The following is a 22,070-nucleotide window of genomic DNA, read 5'->3' as shown; positions in this document are numbered from 1 at the left end:
CCCCGCTCCCCGGACCGCTCCGAATTCCCAGAAAGGCCCGCTCATGTCTGCCACAACCGCGGCCTCCCGCGAGGCCCCGCGCCGCCCGGTGGAGCGGCGCCGCCGACTCGGCGGCGTGCGCCCCGGTGCGGCCGGCCCGCTGTTCGTCGCCCCGTTCATGGTGCTCTTCCTGCTGCTGTTCCTCACGCCGCTCGGGTACGCCGCCTATCTGAGCCTGTTCCAGCACAAGCTGATCGGCGGGACGACCTTCGTCGGCCTGCAGAACTACGTCACCGCGCTGAAGGACCCGCTGTTCCTGCACGGGGTCGCCCGGGTCGCGCTGTTCTTCCTGATCCAGGTCCCGGTGATGCTGCTGCTGGCGCTGCTGTTCGCGCTCGCGCTGGACAGCGGGCTGATGCGGTTCGCGCGGGTGGTGCGGCTGGGCATCTTCGTGCCCTACGCGGTGCCGAGCGTGGTCGCCACCCTGATGTGGGGGTACCTGTACGGGCCGTCCTTCGGGCCGTTCGCCCAGCTGGGCCGGCACTTCCACGTCCCGGTGCCGAACTTCCTCAGTGACAGCTGGATGCTCGCCAGCCTCGCCAACGTCGTGACCTGGGAGTTCGTCGGGTACAACATGATCATCCTCTATGCCGCGCTGCGGACCATCCCCGGCGAGCTCTACGAGGCGGCGGCGGTGGACGGGGCCGGTGCCTGGCGGATCGCCTGGTCGGTCAAACTGCCCGCGCTGCGGCCCGCGTTGATGCTCACCCTGCTGTTCTCGGTGATCGGCAGCTTCCAACTCTTCAACGAGCCCAAGCTGTTGCAGACGATCGCTCCCAACGTCATCGACAGCGCCTACACCGCCAACCTCTACGGCTACTCGCTGGCCTTCACCAGCCAGCAGGTCAACTACGCCGCCACGGTGTCCTTCCTGCTGGGCCTGGTGATCGTGATCGTCTCCTACACCGTCCTCATCACCGCGAACCGCAGGAGGGCCTCGTGACCACCACGACCGCCCCGGACCGGGCACCCGCCCGCACCGCGCCCGGCGTCCGCAGCCGGCGCAGGCCGCAGGCGCACCGGCGCAGCACCCCGCTGACGATCGCCATGCTGGCGGCCCTGGCCTACTTCCTGCTGCCGCTGTTCTGGCTGGTGATCGCCTCGACCAAGAGCACCCAGGACCTGTTCAACAGCTTCGGGCTGTGGTTCTCGCACGCCCCGCAGCTGTGGACCAACGTGCGGCAGACGCTGACCTACGACAACGGCGTCTTCGGGCGCTGGCTGCTCAACACGGTGGTCTACGCCGGGGTCAGCGCGCTGGGGGCGGCCATGCTGGCCGCCGCGGCCGGCTACGGCTTCGCCAAGTTCCGCTTCCGCGGCCACGGCGCCTCGTTCAACCTGGTGCTCGGCGCCATCATGGTGCCCACCACCGCGCTGGCCATCCCCACCTATCTGCTGTTCGCCAAGGTGGGCCTGGTCAACACCCCCTGGGCGGTGATCCTGCCGTCGTTGATCAACCCCTTCGGCCTCTACCTGATGCGCATCTACGCCGAGGACGCCGTCCCGGACAGCGTGATCGAGGCGGCCCGGATCGACGGGGCCGGCGAGGCCAGGATCTTCTTCACGCTGGCCCTGCGGCTGCTGGCCCCGGGCCTGGTCACGGTGGTGCTGTTCACCCTGGTCTCGACCTGGAACAACTACTTCCTGCCGCTGATCATGCTCAACGACCCGAGCCTGTACCCGGTGACGGTCGGGCTGTCCTCCTGGGCCGCCCAGGCCCAGAACGGCGGGGCCGGCGCCAGCAGCAACATGCTCGCGCTGGTGACCACCGGGTCGCTGCTCTCGATCATCCCGCTGGTGGTCGCCTTCCTGCTGCTGCAGCGCTACTGGCAGAGCGGTCTGGCAAGCGGTGCCGTCAAGCAGTGACGGCTCATCAGCCTACGTTCCCCACAGCACACTTCTACCGGAGGTTGCCTTCATGGCGGTCCTGCCCGCCCGCGTCCTCTTCGGCGCCGCTTACTACCACGAGTACCAGCCGGCCGACCGGCTCAAGTCCGACCTGGACCTGATGGCCGAGGCGAGGTTCAGCGTCATCCGGGTCGGCGAGTCGGTCTGGTCGACCTGGGAGCCCGAGAACGGGCGGTTCGACCTGGACTGGCTGCAGCCGGTGCTGGACGGCGCCCACCAGCGCGGGATATCCGTCATCCTCGGCACACCCACCTACGCGGTGCCCCCGTGGCTGGCCCGGCAGTACCCGGAGATCACCGGCGAGCGGGCCACCGGGCAGCGGATCGGCTGGGGGGCCCGTCAGGAGGTCGACTTCACCCATCCGGCGTTCCGGTTCCACGCCGAGCGGGTGATCCGCAGGATCATGGAGCGCTACGCACTGCACCCCGCCGTCATCGGCTTCCAGGTGGACAACGAGCCGGGTCTGGAACTCCTGCACAACCACGGGGTGTTCCAGCGCTTCACCGACCACCTGCGGAACAGCTACGGCGACGTGGAGACGCTCAACCGCGAGTGGGGCCTGGTCTACTGGTCGCACCGGCTCTCCACCTGGGCCGACCTGTGGACGCCGGACGGCAACTTCCAGCCCCAGTACGACGTCGCCTGGCGTGCGTTCCAGGCCCGGCAGACCACCGAGTTCATCGCCTGGCAGGCCGGCATCGTCCGCGAGTACTCCCGCCCGGAGCAGTTCGTCACCACCTGCATCTCCTACACCCGGCGGGCGGTGGAGGACGACGAGCTGACCGACAGCCTGGACGTGGCCACCGGCAATCCGTACTACGACATGCAGGACGGACTGCTGCTGCCCGACCCGACGCCCGAGGACCACGAGCAGGTCTGGAAGACCACCGGGACCTGGGCGCTGTACCAGACGGCCGACTGGATGTTCTCCTCGCGCCAGGCGCCGTTCCTGGTCACCGAGACCAACGCGGCGAGCATCGGCTTCCCGTGGGACAACCGTCCGGCCTACGACGGGCAGTGGCGGCAGGCCGCCTGGGCGCTGGTCTCGCGCGGCGCGCAGATGATCGAGTACTGGCACTGGCAGTCGCTGCACTTCGGTGCCGAGACCTACTGGGGCGGCATCCTTCCGCACAGCGGCCGTCCCGGTCGTACCTATGCCGAACTCGCCCGGCTGGGAGCCGAGTTCGAGGCCACCGAGGCGCTGGTGGCCGGGATCGAGCCGGACGCCGACATCACCCTGGTGTACTCGACGCCGAGCAAGTGGCTGATGCAGAAGTACCCGCCGCTGGCGACCGCGGACGGCGAACCCGACCCCGCCTCCTACCACCGCATCGTCGACCCCTTCTACCGGGGCGCCTTCGAGTCCGGCCGCCAGGTGCGGATCGTCCACGCCCGCCAACTGCACGACCCCAGCGGCGAACGGGCCGGCCTGAGTCCGGAGGAGGCGGTGCGGCGCCACCCCGTCCTGGTCGTGCCCGGCCTCTATCTCGCCGCCGACAGCACGCTCGACTGGTTCGAGGCCTACGCCCGGGCCGGTGGCCATCTGGTGCTCGGCCCGCGCACCGGCTACGCCGACCAGGAGGCCCGGGCGCGCAAGGAGCCCGCCCCCGGGAGGCTGGCGAAGGCCGCGGGCGTGCACTACGAGGAGTTCAGCAACCTCCCGAACCCGCTCGACCTGCGCCCGGTGCCCGGGAGCCCGCTGGCACTGCCGGACGGGGCGACCGCCACCCGCTGGGCCGACGGCCTGACCGTCGACGACGCCGAGGTGCTGGCCGGCTACCGGCACCCGCACTTCGGCCGCTGGCCGGCGGTGACCACCCGGCAGCACGAAGGGGGCCGGGTGACCGTGGTGGGCACCGTCCCCGGACGCGACCTGGCCCGGGCCCTGGCGGTCTGGCTCGCCCCGGCCCCGGTCAGCGGCTGGCAGGAACTGCCGGCCTCGGTCACCGCCGGCACCGGTACCTCGGCGGACGGACGCCGGGTGCACATCCTGCACAACTGGAGCTGGGAGCCCGCCCGCGCGGTGGCTCCCGTGGAGCTGACCGACGCCCTGGACGGCAGCTCCGTCCCCGCCGGAACGGTGCTGGACCTCGGCGCCTGGGACGTGCGGGTGTTCGCCGCCACCGGCGGTGAAGGGCCCGCCCCGGTCTGAGCCGGGCCCACCTCTCGGCCGGCCGGGGCGACCACCCTGCAACCGCCCCGGCCGGCCCTGCCTGGAAGGAAGGGAACATGGCAAGAGCCGCAAGATCCCTGTGGGCGGTCGCGCTGGCGTTCTGCGCCGCGGTCGCCCTGGCCCTCGGCGGCGCCCCCGCGGCGCAGGCCCGGACCAGCGCCGTGCAGACCGTCTTCACCCCCACCTCCGCCGCCGGGTACGTGAACCCCGGTGCGATGTACGCCCGTTCGATCACCCTGCACCACGCCGGCGACGCCAACGGGACCATCCTCACCACCTTCGAGGTGTACACCAACGGCACGCCGTACTTCCCCGTCTACCGGAGCACCGACGGCGGCACCAGTTGGAGCTACCTGTCCCAGGTCACCGACACCGTCAACGGGTACGGGATGCGCTGGAACCCGCAGATCTACGAACTGCCCGCGGCCCTGGGCAGCCTGCCGGCCGGCACCCTGCTGGAGGCCGGGCTGTCGGTGCCCGCCGACCGCAGCTCGACCGAGATCCTGCTCTACGACAGCACCGACCAGGGCGCCAGCTGGCACTTCCTCAGCTCGGTGGCCAAGGGCGGTGCGGCCTGGACCGCGGACCCCAACACCCCGGTGTGGGAGCCGTTCCTGCTGATGAACAACGGCCGGCTGGACGTCTACTACTCGGACCAGCGGGAGAACTCGGTCAACTCGCAGAAGCTGGTGCACCAGACCAGCACCGACGGCACCAGCTGGGGCTCCGTCGTCGACGACGTGGTCTACCCGGCCCAGTCGGCGCGTCCGGGGATGGCCACGGTGGCGGCGATCGGCGGCGGTAAGTGGATCATGACGTACGAGTACTGCAACGCCCCGTCCGGCGGCTGCCCGGTCTACTACAAGATCGCCAGTGATCCGGAGAGCTTCGGCTCGGCCACCGGCCAGCAGATCGTGCTGAACGACGGCAGCAAGCCCTGCTGCCAGCCCTACGTCGTGTGGACCCCCAGCGGCGGTGCCAACGGGACCATCGTGGTCAGCGACGGCGGGCAGACCGCGCTCGCGGTCAACACGGCGGGCGGCGCCGCGGGCTCCTGGAAGTCCGAGGGTTCCAACGCGCCCGGCGGCTACAGCCGTTCGCTGATGCTGATGCCGGACGGCAACACCGTGATGACGCTGACCGGCGGCTACCATGACAGCAGCTACCTCAACCAGGTGCAGTTCGCCCTGGACAACATCGCCCCCGGGATCTCCGCCGGAGCGACCTACACCCTGACCAACAGCTACTCCGGCCTCAACCTCGGCGCCACCGCGACCGCGGACGGCAGCCCCGCCGTCCAACTGACCGCGGCGGCCACCAGCACGCAGCAGCAGTGGGTGCTGACCCGCCAGGCCGACGGCTACTTCACCCTCACCGATGTGGCGGCGGGCAAGCTGCTGGCGGTGACCGGCGGGTCCACTGCCGATGGTGCGACCACGGAACTGCGCACGGCCTCGTCCGGGTCCGCGGCCCAGGAGTGGTCGGTGGTCCAGCAGTCGGACGGCAGCTTCACCCTCGCCAACCGCAGGAGCGGCCTGCTGCTGGACGACTACCAGTGGTCCAAGAGCTCCGGCTCGACGGTGGACCAGTGGGAGGACACCGGCGGCGCCAACCAGCGCTGGACGCTGACCCAGACCGCCCTGCCCGCCCTCACCACCGGCCAGTACTCGATCCAGAACAACTTCGGCGAGTACCTGGAGATCCCCGGCGGCTCCACCGCCTCGGGCACCCAGGCCGACCAGTGGTGGTACGCCGACCAGTCCTGGCACCTGTGGCGCTTCGCCGCGGTGAGCGGCGGCTACCAGATCGTCAACGTCAACTCCGGGCTGGTCCTCACCGACACCTACCCGGCCTCCACCGACGCCATCACCCAGACCGCCGCCGTCAGCGGCAACAGCAACCAGGTCTGGACCCTGGTCCCGCACGGCAACCAGTACCTGGTGAAGAACGCCGGCACCGGCCGCTACGTCACCATCGCCCAGGGCTCGTCCAGCGACCTGGCCAAGTCCGTCTCCTGGACCGAGTCCGACTCCTCCGACCAGCTCTGGACGGTGCGCCGACTGAACTGAGCCCAGAAGGCGTCACACCGGGGCGGCGCCACACGGGCGCCGCCCCGGTGCGCTGCCCCTCCGGAGTGACTTTTTTGTAGCTTTGTAGTTAGTAGAAACGTATTGCTACAAATCTGCGGGCACTGGAGGAGGCCTCATGCCGCGACCGGTCACAGGACACATTCCCCGACCTGCCGCGATGTTCGATCGGGAGGTGGAGTGGAGCGATCTGGTCGCCTTTGCCACGCAGGAGCGGGCCGGGGCGACCCTCGGCGTTGTCTCCGGTCGGCGTCGGCAGGGGAAGACCTTCCTCCTCGACTCGCTCGCCCAGGCGGCGGACGGCTTCTACTTCCAGGCGGTGGAGTCGACCGAGACCGTCTCGTTGCACTCACTGGGCACGGCCCTCGGCCGCCATCGCGGGATCGGGCCGCTGAGGCTGGCGACCTGGGAGGAGGCCGTGGACGAACTGCTCGCGCTCGGCTCGGACCGCTCCCTTCCCGTGGTGATCGACGAATTCCCCTACCTGGCCCGGCAGAACAGCGCGCTGCCCTCGATCATCCAGGCCGCGTACGGGCCGCGACGGTCGCAGCGGCTGACCTCGCGGACCAGGTTGCTGCTCTGCGGCAGTGCGATCTCCTTCATGGGCGGGCTGCTCTCCGGCTCGGCCCCGCTGCGCGGCCGGGCGTCGTTGGACCTGGTGGTGCACTCGCTGGATTTCCGGCAGGCAGCCGAGTTCTGGGGCATCGACGACCTCCGGCTCGCGGTGCTCACGCACGCTGTGGTCGGCGGAACCCCTGCTTATCGGGACTTCGTCAACGGTGACGCCCCGGACTCCCTGACGGACTTCGAACCCTGGCTCGAACGAGCTGTGCTCAATCCCAGCAGTTCCCTCTACCGCGAGGCCCGCTACCTGCTGGCCGAAGAGCCCGATCTGCGCGACCGGGCACTCTACTCGGCCGTTCTCAGCGCCATCGCGGCGGGTAACCACACCCGCAGCGGCGTCACCAGCTACGTGGGACGCCCGGCCACCGACCTCACCCATGTACTCAAGGTGCTCGAGGACTGCGGACTGCTGCAGATCGAACCCGACGCCTTCCGAGGCAACCGCAACACCTACCGCATCGCGGAGCCGCTGCTGACCTTCCATCATGCGGTGATGCTGCCCTCGCTCACCCATATCGAGCGGCGTCGCCCGCGCCTCGCCTGGCAGCAGAACCAGCGGCAGTTCGAGTGCTCGGTCCTGGGGCCGCACTTTGAGGCCATGTGCCGGGAGTGGGTCTCCGCCTTCGCCGCGCCGGAGACCTTCGGGGGACTGCCGACCGAGGTGCGCAGCGGGGTGGTGGCCGACCCGAAGGGGCGGTCCTCCCACGAGGTGGACGTGGTGGTGCACGGCATCGTGGGTCAGGATCCCGGCATCCTGCTGTCGGTGGGCGAGGTGAAGTGGCACCGGGAGATGGGGGTGCGCGATCTGGATCGACTGCGGCACATTCTGGTCCTGCTCGGGGCCAGGGGGATGGACACGACCCATGCCCGGCCGGCGTGCTTCGGCGGCGGTGGGTTCAGCCCCGAGCTGGTCGCTGCGGGCCGCAGGGGAGAGGTGATCCTGGTCGACCTCGAAAGGCTGTACCGGGGTGAGTAGGAACGGCGTCGGCCTGTCCTAGCGCCGGCGTTTGCGGTTGGGGCGGTGCGGGCGGAGGAGGGTGTCGAGTTCGCCCACCGCCGCGCGGACGTGGGCCGGGCCGCGTCGGCGGCGGTCGCCCGCGCACCACCAGGCGAGCCGTCCGTCCGCCTCGCGCGGGTGCATGCCGAGGTCGTGCTCGGGGCAGAGCGGCCACGCCTGCCAGAGCCGTTCGGTGACGGTCTCCTGCGCGGCGTCGGCGACGTTAGCCAGCGCGGCGGCCGGGTGCTCCGCCGATTCCGGCCAGAGCGCGTTGCCGTGCCACTCGCCGTTGTCCAGGGCGACGTGGACGTGCTCCGGGCCGTCCGCGCCGAACGGCGGCAGGGCGAGCAGCCGGAGCGGGCCCTGTTCCGGCAGGGTCGCCGCCAGATCGCGGTTGAGCAGGGCCAGCGCCTCGTCCCAGGCGGGGTGTTCCCCGGGCAGGACCAGGCGGGGCTCGGGCAGGTCGAACGGATCAGGCATACCGCCATCCTGCCCGGTTGATACGTTGGCGGGGTCATATGCCTGCGTAGTCGTGTGAGGACGTCGATGGAACTCGCCCAGGTCCGCCTGCTGGTTGCGGACTTCCCCAGCTGTTACCGCTTCTACCGCGATGTGCTGGGGCTGAAGCCGCAGTTCGAGGCGGAGCAGGGCCCCTATGCCAAGCTCACCCCCGAAGGCGGCGTCGCCGGTGTGGCGCTGCAGGACCGCGCGCAGATGGCCCAGGTCCTGGGTGAGCTCGCCGCCGAGCCGACCGGCTACCGGTCCCTGGTCGTGCTGCGGGTCGACGACCTCGACGGCTACTGCCGGGAGATCACCGAGCGAGGAGCGGCGCTGCTGCACGGCCCCGCCCCGATGACGGACCGTATGCGCGTCGCCCACCTGATGGACCCGGCGGGGAACCTGGTCGAGCTCCAGGAGTGGCTCCTGCTCCGCGGGTGAGGCCGCAGCGCCCAGCCGCCGGTGGTTCTCATCGTGCTCCGAGACAAGCCAAAGACGATCTCCAGAACGGCAGTTGAGACTCGTAACTGTCGATCAGGGGGACAGCGGGCGAGGAGGGGCAGATGACGGGCAGTGAGAACAGCGGCGGCGGCCTGCGGGGCTGGTTCAGCAGGGGGCCGTGGCTGGTCGCCGGGGTGGCGGCCGCGGTGGTGCTCGGGCCGGCGGCGGCCACCGCCTCGGCACTGGAGAAGGCCAATGCCGCCCCGGTGCACCGGATGGTGCTCCAGGCTGCGGCTGCCAATCCGGCCGTGACCAGGGAGGACGGTTATCGGCTGGAGCGGACCCGTTAGGCCGTCCGCTCCTGGCCCACCGGTTGCAGGGCCGAGGTCACCGGCGACCGCCGGCCCGGCGGTCGTCCGCGAGGGAGGTCAACGGCCCGTACTCGTGGGCGAGTTGCTGCCAGGTGAGGGCGTCGCCGCAGCGGGGCGCATCGTGCGCGGGGTCGAAACTCGGCATGGTCCAGGCGCCGGTGGCGGGGGTGCGCAGCCACAGGTCGCCGTCGCCGTCGACCACGGTCTGCGGGGTCGGGTCGGGCTCGGTCTGGTCGGTGGGGGCCCAGGTGACCCGGCCGGGGTGCGAGGCGCGGCGCAGCTCGGTGGCGGCGACCTGCGCGGCGGCGTCGCGGGACTCGCTGTCGACCGCCGCCACCGAGGCGAGCCGGTAGGCATCGGCGAGGTTGGGAAGGGCGGGGGCCTGCTTGCGATTGGAGCTCATGAAGGTTCCCTCCCGGTTGAGGTGCCATGTCCGTTTTGGCACCTCGGAGAGGCGAGCTTATCCGAGGTCAGCCACGGCTCGGGCGCCACGGCGGACGGAAGAGCGGTCGGCAGGACGGTCGGCCGGCGGCGGTACCGCCCCCGGCCCCGGTACGTCGAGGCGTCGAATCCGGTCAGCCGTAGCAGCAGCTGGGTCAGCAGGAGGAGGGCCGCGGCCAGGGCCGCGACCGCACCGAGGGCCGCACGCAGCCCGTCGGCGTCGGCCCACAGTCCGACGTAGACGGGTCCGAGCAGGTATCCGAGGTAGGCGACGCCGGTGACCGTGGACGTCGCCCGGCCCCGGCGGGATTCCTCGACGTTGCGCGAGACGATCCCGATCAGCGTCGGGAAGAGCACGGCGGTGCCCGCGCCGGCCACCACCAGGCCCAGCGCGGCGACGAGCAGCGTCGGTGCGGCGGCCACGACGACGGTGCCGGTCGTGGCGGCGAGTGCTCCGGCAAGGAGGACGGTACGGGCGTGGGCGGCCTTCAGCCCGCCGATGGAGAAGCGCGTGACCGCGACCGTTCCCGCGAAGACGGCGGGCGCGACGGCGGCGAGTCCGGGGCCCGCGTGCAGTTCGTCGCGGGCGAAGACCGCGCTCCAGCTCTGGTGGGCGTTCTCGGTCGCGAAGGCGAGCGCGCCCAGTGCCCCCACGAGCAGGAGCGGGAGGAGCCGTGGACGGACGGGAGGTGTGGCATCCGTGGCCGTATGGCCGGCGCCTCCCGGATGCCAGGGACCGGAGGGCAGCGTCCTGAGCATCGTCGCCCCGGCCACGAGCGACAGTGCGGCCACCGAGACGAAGGGCACGGCGAGCGGCAGTGATGCGGCGGACACCAGGCCGGTGCCGAGGCCGGCGAGGACGACCAGGGTGGAGAAGACCCCGTGGGCCCGGGTGATGACGGGGCGGCAGGAGAGCGCCTCGGCGCGTCCGGCGACCGCGTTCATGGCCACGTCCGCCGCACCGCTGCAGGCGCCGACGAGGGACAGCCCGATGCACAGGCCCAGCAGGTTCCGTGCCGTCAGGGCCATGGCGACGCCTGCCGTGCCCAGGGCCATGACGAGCAGGGCCGCGGTCCTCAGCCCCCATCGGTCCAGGGCCCTGCCGACCACCAGCATCGCCGGAAGGGCGCCGGCGGCCACGAAGAGCAGTGCGATCCCGAGCCGGCCGTCGGTGACGTGGGCCTGCTGCTGGACCCGTGGCACGGAGGCGCCCCAGACACCCCAGAACGCGCCGAAGGCGGCGAAGGCGGTGAGGGCGGAGACGATCAGGTTGCGCGGCGCGGTGCTCGGCGTCCCGGACATGCGTGTAACGATACACACGTAGACTCGGCAGCATGAGACCGCCCGCAGCCCCGAAACGAGTGACCCTGGCTCAGGTGGCCGAGCTGGCAGGTGTGTCGGTGATGACCGCCTCCTACACCTACAACCGGCCAGGCCGGGTCTCGGAGCAGGCCCGCGCCAAGGTCCTCGCCGCCGCCGACCGCCTGGGTTACGCCGGGCCAGACCCCAGTGCCCGCTCGCTGCGGCGCGGCAGCACCCGCACGCTCGGGGTGGTGCTGGGCGAGCACCTGAACTACGCCTTCGAGGACCCCCAGGCGGCGTCCTTCCTGGCGGGCATCGCCGAGGTCTGCGCCGGGCGCGGCTACGGGATGACGATCCTGCCGGTCACCGGCGCCGCGGACGACGCCGAACGGATCAGGACCGCGGCCGTCGACGGATTCATCGTGTGGACCACCTCCGACGACGATCCGGTACTGGAGGCGGTCCGGGCGATGAAGCGCCCCGCCGTGGTGCACGGCGGCCCGGCGGTCCGGGGGCTGGCCCTGGTGGGCATCGACAACCGGGCGGCGGCACGGGCCGCGGGCGCGGTCGCGTTCGCGGGCGCGGAACGCCCGGCAGTGCTGAGCTTTCCGCTGTCCCGGGAGCGGATCAGCAGTGTCTCCAGCGGCACGGACCCCGCCGGGGTCCTGTTCCCGGTGACCCGGGAGCGGCTGGAGGGCTACCGGCAGGCCGCCGGGGCCGCCGGGATCGCCTGGGCGGACGTGCTGGTCGCGGTGTGCGCGCGCAACGATGCCGCCGAGGCCGAACAGGTGACGGCGACGCTGCTGGCGGCCCCCGAGCCGCCGGACGCCGTCGCCGCGATGAGCGACCAGTTGGCGGCCGGGGTGGTACGGGCGGCGGGCGCCGCAGGACTGCTGCTGCCCGACGACCTCGCTGTCACCGGCTGGGACGACGGCGCCGTGGCCGCCGAACTCGGGCTCACCACCGTCGCCCAGTCGCTGCGCGACCAGGGGACGGCCTGCGCGTACCTGGCGCTCGGGGAGAAGCCGGTGTCCACGGCCGCGCCCTGGTCCGTGGTGCGCAGGGGCAGCACGCGTCACTGACGGAGGGTCCGGGGCGCTGCGCCCCGGACCCTCCGCCTCGGTTCTGACGTTCGCTCAGAGAATGGTCACTGTGCGGCGATCCGGATGGAGTCGATGTTGGGGACGTAGGCGGACGCGTTGGAGAAGGTGATGGTGTTGCTGCCGGCGGCCAGGGTCACCGGGATGTCCACCGTGTTGAACTGGTCCCAGCTGAAGGTGTTGGCGAAGACCTCCGTGGTCGCCGTCCCGCCGTTGACGGAGATGGAGGCGGTGCGGGACTCGATGTTGGAGTTGTAGTTGCCCGATCCCGAGGTGTCGTCGTTGGAGTACTGGATGGCGAGCATGTAGGTGCCGGCGTGGGCCGCGGTGACGCCGTTGAAGGTGAGCGTGTTGGCGGAGCCGTTGCCGATGTAGCCGACGTAACTGCCGCCGGAGGCCCAGGTGTCGGCGGTGACCACGGCGGTGCCGCCGAGGGTGTTGGCGGAGCTCTCGGCCTGGTAGGTGGTGACGCCGCTGGTGCTGCCGGTGGCGGCGACGGTGACGTTCTCCACCGAGGCGGCGCCGCTGGCGGTCACCGTCACCGGGTTCATCCCGGCCTGCAGGTAGAGGCTGACCGTCGCGGTGGACATGGACCCCGAGGTGGAGGCCAGGGTGCCGCCGGTGACGGTGTTGCCGTTGGCGGTCAGCGTGAGCGAACCGCTGGTCGCGTAGCGGACGGTGGTGGTGTAGAAGCCGTCGCTGGGTGCGTAGACGTCGGCGGTCGAGGAGGCTCCGGAGGCGAGCACGGCCCGGCCCTCACCGGTGCCGTCGGAGGCGGTGTAGTTGTAGCTGACGGTGCCGCTGGTGCGGCCGAGCGCCGCCTCGTAGACCGTCGCGGCGGAGGAGACCGCGGTCAGGTCGATCTTGTCCAGGGTCACCTCGCCGATGGCGGTGCCCAGGGTCGCGTTGTACTTGGCCAGGGTGATGGTGTGGGTGCCCGCCGAGAGCGTGAGGGTGACGTCCTTGCGGCTGCGCCAGAGCCAGTTGAGCGTGGCGGGGTAGTTCACCAGCTGCGAGGCGGTCCCGTCCACGCTCAGTGCCTGCTGGGCGTAGGTGCCGCCCTGGTTGCCGTAGTAGATGCCGAGGTCGTAGGAGCCGGTCGTCGGTGCGGTCACGGTGAAGGTGACCGCGCTGGTGGAGGTGTTGAGCGAGCCGACGTCCTGGGTGCCCGAGGTGGCGTAGCCGTTGGCGTTGCTCACGGTGCCCTGGGTGTAGACGGTGCCGCCGGTGATGGCGGCGGCCTCGGCCTCGTAGGAGGCGCTGTAGGGGGCGTTGGCCGCGGTGGGGGTGGTGACGTTGGAGGGGGTGAGCACGATCCGGTAGGCCGACATGGCCTTCATGCCGGTCAGCGGCACGGTGATGCTGCCGGAGGAGGTCGAGTACACCGCCCGGGAGATCACCTGCGGTGCCGCGCCGGCGCCCGCGTAGCCGGACCAGTCGGTCTCCTCGACGGTCGCGGCGACATTGGAGCCGAAGACGCTGGAGGAGACCCCGTTCAGCACCACGTTCGCCGCTCCGGAGGAGCCGCCCAGGATGACCTGGGCCTGGTCCTTGGTGGTGTCGTAGGAGGCCACGCCCTGGAGGGTGTCGGTGGTGTTCGGGGACGGCGGGGTCACCGAGACCGTGTTGCCGGTCATCCGCGCGTACCAGTCGTAGAGCCAGTAGGCGCCAGTCGGCGTGTTCTGGCCGGTCGTCAGGTCGTCGAAGTTGCCGGCGATGTCCCAGTAGGCCATGTCACCGTAGACCTTGGCGTTCTCGAACGCCGAGATCCACTGCACCAGCTGGCCCGGCACCGACAGGTCGCGGCGGTCGCCGTACTCGGTGATGTCGATGGGCAGCGCGCTGACCCCGGCGGCGGTCTCCTCGGCACGGTAGGTGCTGTAGTGGGAGGCGAAGTTGGCGGTGGAGCTGGAGGACAGCTCGTGCCAGCTCATCATGTCGGGCAGGGTGCCGGCGCTCTTGGCGTGCGCCAGGAAGTCGGGCAGGAAGCGGCTGTCGAAGTTGGCCTCGTTGGGGCCGACGATCTTCGCGGTCGGGTCGTCCTTCTTGATCTCCGCGTAGATCGCGTCCCACCAGGTGAAGAAGGTGTCCCGGTTGGTGTCGTAGGTGGAGGTGGAGCTGACGCCCAGGCCGAACCAGATCCCGTCCGGCTCGTTCACCGGGACGTACTCGAAGGAGGAGTGCTGCGGGCTGGCCACCACCGTGGCGGCGATGGTGTCGACCACCGAGAGGTACGAGGACAGCGTGGTGGTCGCGTAGGGCCAGTCCGGGTAGTAGTCCTGCATGTAGATCAGGATCTTGCCGTTGCTGGAGTCCTTGACGAAGGTGCCGGCCACCTTGGCCGCGTCGCCGTTGGGGTGCTGGGTGCCGCCCGGCGCCTTCTGCGCGATGGTGGTCACGGCCAGCGGCGTGAGCAGGTTGTCGCTGGGCACGCCGGCGTCGGAGAGCCCGTACAGCGCGCCGTTGGCGCCGTGCAGGACCGAGCCGGTGCTGCTGCCCAGGTTCACGGTCAGGGTGGAGGTCGCCGCCGAGGCGGACTGGACGGATACGGCACTTGCCCCCGTGGCGGCCGCGAGCAGAAGCATCGCGGACGCCAAGCGCGTGGCTGCGCTTGCGAATCTCATGGTGGGATCGCTCCAACTGGGTGAGGTGGATCCAGGGTGGGGTGGGGCCCGAGGGCGCCGTCGGCGGCCGATGACCGTGACCGATAACAGATTGACGGCAGGTCGGACCGGCACGGGCAGCCGGGATGCGGCTGACCGTGAGTGCGTGGGTGGGTGTTCGGTGCCGGAACTCGGCTGCGGCGTCTGCCTGGCTTGTCGCGCAGTTCCCCGCGCCCCTGGGTGCTGCAACTGAACCGCTGCAGGGAAGTTGCAGCACCGTCAGGGGCGCGGGGAACTGCGCGACAAGCCACCTACGATCGGCAGCTGAAGTTCAGTCAGATACGGCTTCAGCGGGGGGCCGGGCCGCTGCTTTCGCGGACGACCAGTTCCGGTTCGGCCCACAGCCCGGGGGCCGGTGCCGAGTCCGGTTCGAGCAGGGCGTGCAGCAGGCCGAAGGCGGACCGGCCCAGGCCCTCGAAGTCGAGCCGGACCGTGGTCAGCGAGGGGGTGAGGTAGGCGGACTGGGGCGCGTCGTCGAAGCCGATGACGCTGAGGTCCCCGGGGACGTCCCGGCCGGCCTCGCGGGCGGCCCTGAGCACGCCGAGGGCCACGTCGTCGTTGCCGCAGAGGATGGCGGTGACGCTCGGATCGTCCAGCAGGGTGCTGGCGGCGAGATAGCCGGAGCGCGGGGTCCAGCCGGCGTCCAGCAGGGTCGGCACCGGCCGTCCCGCCGAGCGCAGCGCGTCCTGCCAGCCGTGGGTGCGCTGGGTCAGCCGGCTGGTGGAGGAGGGGATGGACAGGTGGTGCACGGTGCGGTGGCCCAGGCTGAGCAGGTAGCGGGTGGCGTGGGCGGCCGCGCCCCGGTCGTCGATCCACACCTGCGGCCGTCCGGACTGCTGCTGGCCGCTGTCCGGCCGCTCCATCAGCCCCACCACCGGGTGGTCCGCGGGCAGCGCGTCCAGCACCCGGGCACCGACCGTCTCGAACGCGATGACGACGGCCGGGGCCCCGGGGCGGCCCAGCCGCTCCACGACGTCCTGGGTGCCGGTGGCCGCGTCCGGCTCCAGCACGCTGATGCCGACGGTGAACCCCGCCGCCCTGGCCTCCTCCTCGATGCCCCGCAGCGCGGCGGCGCAGCCGTAGAGCGCGGTGTCGACGGTGAGCACGGTGACGGACCGGACCAGGCCGCCGGCCAGAGCCTGGGCGCTGCGGTTGGGGGTGAAGCCGAGCTCCTCGATGGTCCGCAGCACCAGGGCCCGGGTGGAGTCCTTGACGTGCGGCTTGCCGTTGATGACCCGGGAGACGGTCTGGTGCGAGACCCCGGCGACCCGGGCCACCTCCCAGATGCTGGTGGCCTGGGCGCCTGCCGCTGGTCCCGGTGCGGCGGAGGTGTCCGTGCTCATGCTGTTACCGCTCCCAGTCATATCGGTCATTCTCGGAAGCGCCGGCCTGCGGTGTCAATTCGCAGGCCGGACGCCGGCGTCCGTGCTGCTGCGGTCAGTTGCCGCTGGTGATGGCCGCGTTCGACTTGGTGTTGACGTCGTCGGCGGCGGCCTGCGGGGTCATCTGGCCCAGCCACACCTGGTTGAAGTCCTGCAGCACGACGTTGTTGAAGGTGGTGTTGGAGGTGGTCAGCGGGTAGCCCATGGTGTTGCCCTCGGAGCCGGTCTGGAAGGCGGTCACATCGACCCCCTTGGCCTTCCAGGCCGTCGCGAACCCGCTGTTCAGGGTGGGTATGCCGGGCCAGACGGTGCCGCTGTCGGCGACCAGCTTCTCGGAGGCGGCGGAGGCGAGCCACTGCTCCAGCTCCCAGGCCTCGGCCGGGTGCTTGGTGTGGGCGTAGATGGCGTCGCTCAGGCCGTTGAAGACGGTGCCGGTGCCGGCCGGGCCGCTGGGCAGCGCGGACACGCCCCAGCTGCCGGCGGGCATCGCGGACTGGAAGGCGGTCAGGTCCCAGTCGCCGTCGAAGGTGGTCGCGGCGTCGCCCTTGGACAGGATCGTCGGCAGGTCGGCGGCGTTGGGCGTGTTGGTCATCGAGCCCGGCGCGGCGACGTGCCACTTGTCGCGCAGGTCCTGCTCGAACTGGATGGCCTGCACGCAGGCGGGGGTGTTCACGGTCCACTTGCCGTAGGCCTTGTCCTGCAGCTGGCAGCCGTTCTCCAGGCCGAAGTCCCACCAGTCCTGCTGGCCGTTGGGGGCCTCCAGGGCGATGCCGTAGGTCTTGACGTGCTTGGAGTCGAAGCCGGCCTGGTTGGGGTGCTTGCCGTTGACGTCGACGGTGAGCTTCTGCAGCGCCGCGACGAAGGTGCCGCCGGTGCTGGGGTCCCAGGTCAGGTGGTTCATCTGGTCGGCGGTCAGACCGGCCTTGGCCAGCATCGACTTGTTGTAGATGGTGGCGATGGTGTCCCAGTCCTTGGGCAGGCCGTAGGTCACGCTGCCGGACTGCCACTGGGCCAGCAGCTTGGGGCTGTAGATGCTGGTGTCCAGGTTGGCGGCCTTGATCTTGCTGCTGAGGTCGGTGATGATCCCCTCCTTGGCCAGCTGCGGCAGGTAGGCCAGGTGGTCCCAGAACACGTCGGGCATGTTCCGGGAGGCGGCACCGGTCTGCAGCTTGGTCCAGTACTGCGCCCAGGCCACGAGCTCCAGGTTCACCTTGATGTTGGGGTGCGCCTTCTCGAACTCGTTGAGCGAGGCCTGGTAGGCGGCCTTCTCGGAGTCCTGCCAGATCATGTAGGTGAGGGTGACGGTTCCGCCGGCCTTGGCGGAGCTGCTGCCACCGCATGCCGCGGTGAGGCCGACGAGGGCGGCGCAGGCGGCGGTGGCCGCGAGTCTCCTGGTGGTGGGCTTGAGCATGGGGTATCCACTTCTCTGTGGTCGGGGGTGCTGCGCGGTGGGGTGAGGGGACAGCTCGGGGGGACCGTCCGAGGCGACGGTCGGGGGTGGCCGCCGCGGGGGCGGCCGGGGGCTACTTCAGTCCGGTGAGTGCGATCGACCGGACGATGTGGCGCTGGAAGAGCAGGAAGACGGCGATCAGCGGCACCAGGGCGACGGCGGCCGCGGTCAGCACGATGTTGAACTGGGAGGCGAACTGCCCCTGGAGCGCCGAGATGCCGACGGTGATCACCGTGGTGCGCTCGCTGCTGGTGATCATCAGCGGCCAGAGCAGGTTGTTCCAGCTGTTCACGAAGGTGACCGTGGCCAGGGTCGCCAGGATGGGCCGGCTCAGCGGCAGGATGATCCGCCACAGGATGGTCCAGGTGCCGGCGCCGTCGATGCGCGCAGCCGCCTCCAGGTCCGGCGGGATGGTGCGGAAGTACTGGCGCACCAGGAAGATGCCGTAGGGCGTGCCGAACACGTAGGGCAGGATCAGCGCCCGGTAGGTGTCCGCCAGTTCGAGCTTGCTCATGATGAAGAAGAGCGGTACCAGGGTCACGATCTGAGGGACCATCATGGTGGCCACGAAGCCCCAGAACAGCAGGTCCCGGCCGGGGAACTCCATCCGGGCGAAGGCGTAGGCGCTGAGCGAGCAGAACACCACCTGGCCGATGGTGATGGCGACCGACACGATCAGGGTGTGCACCATGAAGCCCGACATGTCGTACTTGGACCACAGCGAACTGAAGTTGGAGAAGGTGGCCGGATGGGCCGGGGTCCAGGCCTGGGTGGAGAACATCCCCTGCGTGGTCTTGAAGGAGGCGTTCAGGGTCATCAGGTAGGGCGCGACCGAGACCAGCGCTCCGGCCAGCAGGGCCAGGTAGAGCAGCGTCCTACGCACAGCGGTGCTTGACATGGTGATCGTCCCTCAGCTGAAGTCGTAGACGGTGCGCTTGCGGAAGTACAGGAACTGACCGGCCGTCACCAGCAGGATCATGACGAACAGCACGATCGCGAGGGTGGCCGCGTAGCCGGCGTGGAAGAGCTGGAACGCCTGCTGGTAGATGTAGTAGTTGAGGGTGGTGGTCGAGGTCCCCGGGCCGCCCTGGGTCATCACGAAGACCGTGTCGAACAGCTGGAACGAGCCGATGACATTGGTGATCAGCACGAAGAACATCGACGGGCGCAGCAGCGGCAGGGTGATCTTGAAGAAGCGCTGCACCGCGTTGACCCCGTCCACCGCGGCGGCCTCGTAGATCTGCTCGGGTATCGCCTGCAGTCCGGCCAGCAGGAACAGCATGGTGTAGCCGGTGTACTGCCAGACGTTGACCGAGGCGATGACCGGCATCGCCCAGGTGGTGGAGGTCAGCCAGTTGGGGCCGACGATGCCGACCAGCGACAGCAGGTGGTTGACCGCGCCGTGGCGCGGGTCGAAGGCCCAGGTCCAGATGATGCCCAGGGCGACCGGCATGGCCATCCAGGGGAGCACGAACAGGACCCGGAACACCTTGACGCCGCGCATCTTCCGGTTCAGCGCCAGCGCCAGTGCCAGGGCGAGGACGGTCTGGGCCGGGATGTTGAGGGCGACGTAGTAGACGGTGTTGCCGACCGCCGTCCAGGCCGCCCCGTCGCCGGCCAGCCGGCGGTAGTTGGCGAGCCCGACGAACTCCGGGGTGCTGACCAGGTCCCAGCTGAACAGGCTCAGAACGAACACCCCGATGATGGGGAGCACCAGGAAGAGCAGGAATCCCGCCAGGCTGGGGGCGATGAGCAGGTAGGCCTCGACGGTGGTGCGGATCCGCCTCCGCCGTCGGCCGGGCGCCGCCACCGCGGGGGCGGGGGCGTCCTGCTTCGACAGTGACGGTCCCGCGGTGGCGAGACCTGGGCTGTTGGTGGTCACAATTCCTACTCCCTGCGGCCGTGCGACAGAGCATGGTGGCGTGGGCTGCGGCTGCGTACGAGACGCGTTTCCCCTGGTCGCCCGGGCCTGGGGGAATTGATGTGTGCGTTAACATCGCCGTGACGTAGGCACATAGTTATCGGTAACAGAAGAAGGCCGTCAAGGGCTCGAACACTATGAGTTTTGCTGCCCGGCCCGGGGGCGAGTACCAACCGAAGCGGCTGTAACCACGCTGAACTGGTGTGTTGTCAGATCGCCCGGACTCTGGCGATGATGACGCCGGGATCCGCCGCCACGGCGGCGTGGACGGCGACGGACCACCGGCTCTTGTGTGAGCGGTCGTCGGCAAGCCAAGATTGTTAGCGGTCACAACGCGGGGCGTGGACGCCTCGAGGACCGTCCTGGACGCACGCAAGGAGAACACGCGTTGACAACTGTTGCTCGCACGGGGGAGAGGTCCGTGCTCTGGTCGCACGAGGCGCTCGGCGTTCAGGTGCTGCTGTCCGAGGGCGGTGGCGTCCGGCTCGGAGCGCCCGGAGCGGAGTGGGACTCACTGGTCCCGCTGGTGGAGGTGGTCGCCACCGGGCACGGGCGCGAGTGGTCCGGGGAGCGGTCCGTCGACAGCGCCATCGGCGCCCGGATGCGGCACCAGGGTCATCTACTGGACCGTCAGGACGGTTGGGACCGGCTGCGGGTGCGGCTGGACGACCCGCTGACCGGGCTGTCGGCGGAGGTGGAGCTGAGCACTCGGGCCGAGCTGCCGGTGCTGCGCTCCCGGGTGCGGCTGCGCAACGACGGCACGACCGCGCTCCGGATCGAGTCGGTCAGCACCCTCACCCTCGGCGGCCTGGGCGCGCCCGCCGACTTCGACCTGCACTGGGCCGACAACGACTGGCTGGCCGAACTGCGGTGGCGGCAGGCGCCGTTGCGTGAGCAGCTGGTCGACCTGGACCGCTCGGCGGGCGGCCACGACGGCCGCGGCTGCTTCGAGCGAAGCTCGCGGGGCAGCTGGTCCACGGCCGGCAGCCTGCCGCTGGGGGTGCTGACCGAGCGCGGCACCGGCCGTTCCTGGGCCTGGCAGGTCGAGTCCAGCGTCGGCTGGCGCTACGAGCTCGGTGAGCGCCGGCGCAGCGCCTACCTCGTCCTCGGCGGTCCCGACGACGCCCGGCACCACTGGAGCTGCCTGCTGGCGCCGGGGGAGGAGTTCACCACCGTCCCCGCCGCCCTTGCGGTGGTGCCGTCCGGGGGCCCGGAGGCCGCCTTCGGCGTCCTCACCGGCTACCGTCGGCTGCTGCGCCGGCCGCACCCGGACCTGGACGCGCTGCCGGTGATCTACAACGACTACATGAACACCCTGATGGGCGACCCCAGCAGCGAGCGGCTGCTGCCGCTGATCGAGGCGGCCGGGCGGGCCGGAGCCGAGTACTTCGTCATCGACGCCGGCTGGTACGACGACGACGCCCTCGGCTGGTGGGACTCGGTCGGAGCCTGGGAGGCGGCCGAGCGCCGCTTCCCGGGCGGTCTGCAACTGGTGCTGGACGCGATCCGGGCGCACGGCATGGTGCCGGGGCTGTGGCTGGAGCCGGAGGTGGTCGGGGTCCGCAGCCCGATCGCCCGGTCGCTGCCCGAGGAGGCGTTCTTCCAGCGCGGCGGGGTCCGGGTCACCGAGCACGGGCGGCACCACCTGGACCTGCGCCACCCGGCCGCCCGGGCCCACCTGGACGCGGTGGTGGACCGGATCGTCGACGACTGGGGCGTCGGCTACTTCAAGTTCGACTACAACATCAACGCCGGTCCCGGTACCGACGTTGACGGCCAGTCGCCGGGCGCCGGACTGCTCGGCCACCACCGCGCCCACCTGGCCTGGCTGGAGTCCGTGCTGGACCGTCACCCCGGCCTGGTGCTGGAGAACTGCGGCTCCGGCGGACTGCGCATGGACTACGCCCAACTGGCGGTCGCCCAGCTGCAGTCCACCAGCGACCAGGAGAACTTCCTGTGCTACCCGCCGATCGCGGCCGCCGCCCCCACCGCGGTCACCCCTGAGCAGAGCGCGGTCTGGGCCTATCCGCAACCGGAGTTCAGCGACGACGAGAACGCCTTCGTCCTGGCCGGTGCGATGCTCGGCCGGATTCACCTGTCCGGATTCCTGGACCGTATGACGGGGGATCAGCAGGCCCTGGTTGCCGAGGGCGTGGCCGCCTACAAGGCCATCCGCGCCGACCTGCCCGGAACGCTGCCCTTCTGGCCGCTGGGCCTGCCCGGTTGGGAGGACGAATGGCTCGCCCTCGGCCTGCGCGGCGACGGCGCTACCTATCTGACGGTCTGGCGCCGCCCCGCGCCGGACGGTGCACCGGGGTCCGCACCGCAGGCGGCCCGGCACCGCACCCTCGCCGTCCCGCACCTGAGCGGGCTGGGCGTCCATGCCCAGGTGGTGCACCCGGCGGCGACGGCCGGGTCGGTGCACTGGGACGACGAGCTCGGCGAGCTGACGGTCGAGCTCCCGCACGCGCCGCAGGCGGTCGTGGTGCGGCTCGCCGCCGACTGAGCGCTGCCGGCGCGGGCCCTGGCATTACCGGCGGGGTGGTCCGCGCACCACCCCGGGTCCGGTGGCCTGCGCCAGTGATCGGCGCGGTGGATCCCGGAACACTCGTGGTGAGCCGGTCGCGACCAGCACCGGACTGCGAGCGCCACCGCACCCAGGGGGATTCCCAT

17 protein-coding genes are annotated in these 22,070 nt (G+C 70.8%); 9 read left to right on the top strand and 8 right to left on the bottom strand.

What is annotated here, in order from left to right:
• Window positions 1-43: 43 nt before the first annotated feature.
• The 5 genes from ABUW04_RS17040 to ABUW04_RS17020 all read left to right on the top strand — a co-directional run bounded on the left by ABUW04_RS17040 (window position 44) and on the right by ABUW04_RS17020 (window position 7,807).
• A complete protein-coding gene (locus tag ABUW04_RS17040) occupies window positions 44-982 on the top strand; it encodes a carbohydrate ABC transporter permease (RefSeq protein WP_380565574.1) in 939 nt (312 codons plus the stop codon).
• On the top strand, window positions 979-1,905 hold the full coding sequence (locus ABUW04_RS17035) for a carbohydrate ABC transporter permease (protein ID WP_380565573.1): 927 nt from the start codon (window positions 979-981) through the stop codon (window positions 1,903-1,905). The genes ABUW04_RS17040 and ABUW04_RS17035 overlap by 4 nt, the downstream gene beginning before the upstream one ends.
• A gap of 52 nt (window positions 1,906-1,957) precedes the next feature.
• Window positions 1,958-4,099 (top strand): beta-galactosidase, encoded by a 2,142-nt coding sequence (locus tag ABUW04_RS17030; protein ID WP_380565572.1) that lies wholly within the window; start codon window positions 1,958-1,960, stop codon window positions 4,097-4,099.
• Between the two features lie 77 nt (window positions 4,100-4,176).
• Window positions 4,177-6,189 carry an RICIN domain-containing protein gene (locus tag ABUW04_RS17025; protein ID WP_380565571.1) on the top strand — a complete coding sequence of 671 codons (2,013 nt, stop codon included), beginning with the start codon at window positions 4,177-4,179 and terminating at the stop codon, window positions 6,187-6,189.
• 178 nt (window positions 6,190-6,367) lie between these two features.
• The gene (locus ABUW04_RS17020; protein ID WP_380565570.1) at window positions 6,368-7,807 is read left to right on the top strand and encodes an AAA family ATPase; all 1,440 of its coding nucleotides are present in this window, start codon (window positions 6,368-6,370) and stop codon (window positions 7,805-7,807) included.
• An 18-nt stretch (window positions 7,808-7,825) separates the two neighbouring features.
• Here ABUW04_RS17020 and ABUW04_RS17015 read toward each other — a convergent pair whose 3' ends face one another.
• The gene (locus ABUW04_RS17015) at window positions 7,826-8,308 is read right to left on the bottom strand and encodes a hypothetical protein (protein ID WP_380565569.1); all 483 of its coding nucleotides are present in this window, start codon (window positions 8,306-8,308) and stop codon (window positions 7,826-7,828) included.
• 66 nt (window positions 8,309-8,374) lie between these two features.
• Between ABUW04_RS17015 and ABUW04_RS17010 the strand changes: the two genes are divergently transcribed.
• Both ABUW04_RS17010 and ABUW04_RS17005 read left to right on the top strand, forming a co-directional pair.
• A complete protein-coding gene (locus tag ABUW04_RS17010) occupies window positions 8,375-8,767 on the top strand; it encodes a VOC family protein (protein ID WP_030248894.1) in 393 nt (130 codons plus the stop codon).
• Between the two features lie 122 nt (window positions 8,768-8,889).
• Window positions 8,890-9,117 carry a hypothetical protein gene (locus ABUW04_RS17005; protein ID WP_380565568.1) on the top strand — a complete coding sequence of 76 codons (228 nt, stop codon included), beginning with the start codon at window positions 8,890-8,892 and terminating at the stop codon, window positions 9,115-9,117.
• Between the two features lie 37 nt (window positions 9,118-9,154).
• On the opposite strand, the gene ABUW04_RS17000 is transcribed toward ABUW04_RS17005, so the two are convergent.
• On the bottom strand, window positions 9,155-9,541 hold the full coding sequence (locus tag ABUW04_RS17000) for a hypothetical protein (RefSeq protein WP_380565567.1): 387 nt from the start codon (window positions 9,539-9,541) through the stop codon (window positions 9,155-9,157).
• Window positions 9,538-10,881, bottom strand: coding sequence for an MFS transporter (locus ABUW04_RS16995; RefSeq protein WP_380565566.1), 1,344 nt, complete (start codon window positions 10,879-10,881; stop codon window positions 9,538-9,540). Before ABUW04_RS16995 ends, ABUW04_RS17000 begins: the two co-directional genes overlap by 4 nt.
• A 32-nt stretch (window positions 10,882-10,913) precedes the next feature.
• Here ABUW04_RS16995 and ABUW04_RS16990 point away from each other — a divergent pair, with 32 nt between their 5' ends.
• The gene (locus ABUW04_RS16990; protein WP_380565565.1) at window positions 10,914-11,963 is read left to right on the top strand and encodes a substrate-binding domain-containing protein; all 1,050 of its coding nucleotides are present in this window, start codon (window positions 10,914-10,916) and stop codon (window positions 11,961-11,963) included.
• Between the two features lie 65 nt (window positions 11,964-12,028).
• Here ABUW04_RS16990 and ABUW04_RS16985 read toward each other — a convergent pair whose 3' ends face one another.
• The 5 genes from ABUW04_RS16985 to ABUW04_RS16965 all read right to left on the bottom strand — a co-directional run bounded on the left by ABUW04_RS16985 (window position 12,029) and on the right by ABUW04_RS16965 (window position 19,358).
• Window positions 12,029-14,566: a CBM35 domain-containing protein gene (locus ABUW04_RS16985; RefSeq protein ID WP_380565564.1), complete on the bottom strand. Its 2,538-nt coding sequence runs from the start codon at window positions 14,564-14,566 to the stop codon at window positions 12,029-12,031.
• Between the two features lie 365 nt (window positions 14,567-14,931).
• Entirely contained in the window at window positions 14,932-15,987 is a 1,056-nt protein-coding gene (locus tag ABUW04_RS16980) for a LacI family DNA-binding transcriptional regulator (protein WP_051724801.1), read from the bottom strand.
• 94 nt (window positions 15,988-16,081) lie between these two features.
• Complete coding sequence (locus ABUW04_RS16975; RefSeq protein WP_380565563.1) at window positions 16,082-17,437, bottom strand: ABC transporter substrate-binding protein; 1,356 nt, start codon at window positions 17,435-17,437, stop codon at window positions 16,082-16,084.
• Between the two features lie 112 nt (window positions 17,438-17,549).
• Entirely contained in the window at window positions 17,550-18,374 is an 825-nt protein-coding gene (locus ABUW04_RS16970) for a carbohydrate ABC transporter permease (RefSeq protein WP_030248916.1), read from the bottom strand.
• A 12-nt stretch (window positions 18,375-18,386) separates the two neighbouring features.
• Entirely contained in the window at window positions 18,387-19,358 is a 972-nt protein-coding gene (locus tag ABUW04_RS16965; protein WP_232241992.1) for a carbohydrate ABC transporter permease, read from the bottom strand.
• Between the two features lie 460 nt (window positions 19,359-19,818).
• Between ABUW04_RS16965 and ABUW04_RS16960 the strand changes: the two genes are divergently transcribed.
• Window positions 19,819-21,903: a glycoside hydrolase family 36 protein gene (locus tag ABUW04_RS16960; RefSeq protein ID WP_380565562.1), complete on the top strand. Its 2,085-nt coding sequence runs from the start codon at window positions 19,819-19,821 to the stop codon at window positions 21,901-21,903.
• Window positions 21,904-22,070: the final 167 nt, after the last annotated feature.

The sequence above is a fragment of the Streptacidiphilus jeojiensis genome, assembly GCF_042510965.1.
Classification (GTDB): domain Bacteria; phylum Actinomycetota; class Actinomycetes; order Streptomycetales; family Streptomycetaceae; genus Streptacidiphilus; species Streptacidiphilus jeojiensis.
Note: the sequence above shows the minus strand (reverse complement) of the source record. Positions and strands in the feature narration are given on the sequence as shown.

What these genes read in the sequence shown, in the direction of transcription:
- ABUW04_RS17040 (WP_380565574.1), top strand. Translation starts at nt 44, where the DNA reads ATGTCTGCCACAACCGCGGCCTCCCGCGAGGCCCCGCGCCGCCCGGTG.
- ABUW04_RS17030 (WP_380565572.1), top strand. Translation starts at nt 1,958, where the DNA reads ATGGCGGTCCTGCCCGCCCGCGTCCTCTTCGGCGCCGCTTACTACCAC.
- ABUW04_RS17025 (WP_380565571.1), top strand. Translation starts at nt 4,177, where the DNA reads ATGGCAAGAGCCGCAAGATCCCTGTGGGCGGTCGCGCTGGCGTTCTGC.
- ABUW04_RS17020 (WP_380565570.1), top strand. Translation starts at nt 6,368, where the DNA reads ATGTTCGATCGGGAGGTGGAGTGGAGCGATCTGGTCGCCTTTGCCACG.
- ABUW04_RS17015 (WP_380565569.1), bottom strand. Translation starts at nt 8,308, where the DNA reads ATGCCTGATCCGTTCGACCTGCCCGAGCCCCGCCTGGTCCTGCCCGGG.
- ABUW04_RS17010 (WP_030248894.1), top strand. Translation starts at nt 8,375, where the DNA reads ATGGAACTCGCCCAGGTCCGCCTGCTGGTTGCGGACTTCCCCAGCTGT.
- ABUW04_RS17005 (WP_380565568.1), top strand. Translation starts at nt 8,890, where the DNA reads ATGACGGGCAGTGAGAACAGCGGCGGCGGCCTGCGGGGCTGGTTCAGC.
- ABUW04_RS17000 (WP_380565567.1), bottom strand. Translation starts at nt 9,541, where the DNA reads ATGAGCTCCAATCGCAAGCAGGCCCCCGCCCTTCCCAACCTCGCCGAT.
- ABUW04_RS16995 (WP_380565566.1), bottom strand. Translation starts at nt 10,881, where the DNA reads ATGTCCGGGACGCCGAGCACCGCGCCGCGCAACCTGATCGTCTCCGCC.
- ABUW04_RS16990 (WP_380565565.1), top strand. Translation starts at nt 10,914, where the DNA reads ATGAGACCGCCCGCAGCCCCGAAACGAGTGACCCTGGCTCAGGTGGCC.
- ABUW04_RS16985 (WP_380565564.1), bottom strand. Translation starts at nt 14,566, where the DNA reads ATGCTTCTGCTCGCGGCCGCCACGGGGGCAAGTGCCGTATCCGTCCAG.
- ABUW04_RS16980 (WP_051724801.1), bottom strand. Translation starts at nt 15,987, where the DNA reads ATGAGCACGGACACCTCCGCCGCACCGGGACCAGCGGCAGGCGCCCAG.
- ABUW04_RS16975 (WP_380565563.1), bottom strand. Translation starts at nt 17,437, where the DNA reads ATGCTCAAGCCCACCACCAGGAGACTCGCGGCCACCGCCGCCTGCGCC.
- ABUW04_RS16970 (WP_030248916.1), bottom strand. Translation starts at nt 18,374, where the DNA reads ATGTCAAGCACCGCTGTGCGTAGGACGCTGCTCTACCTGGCCCTGCTG.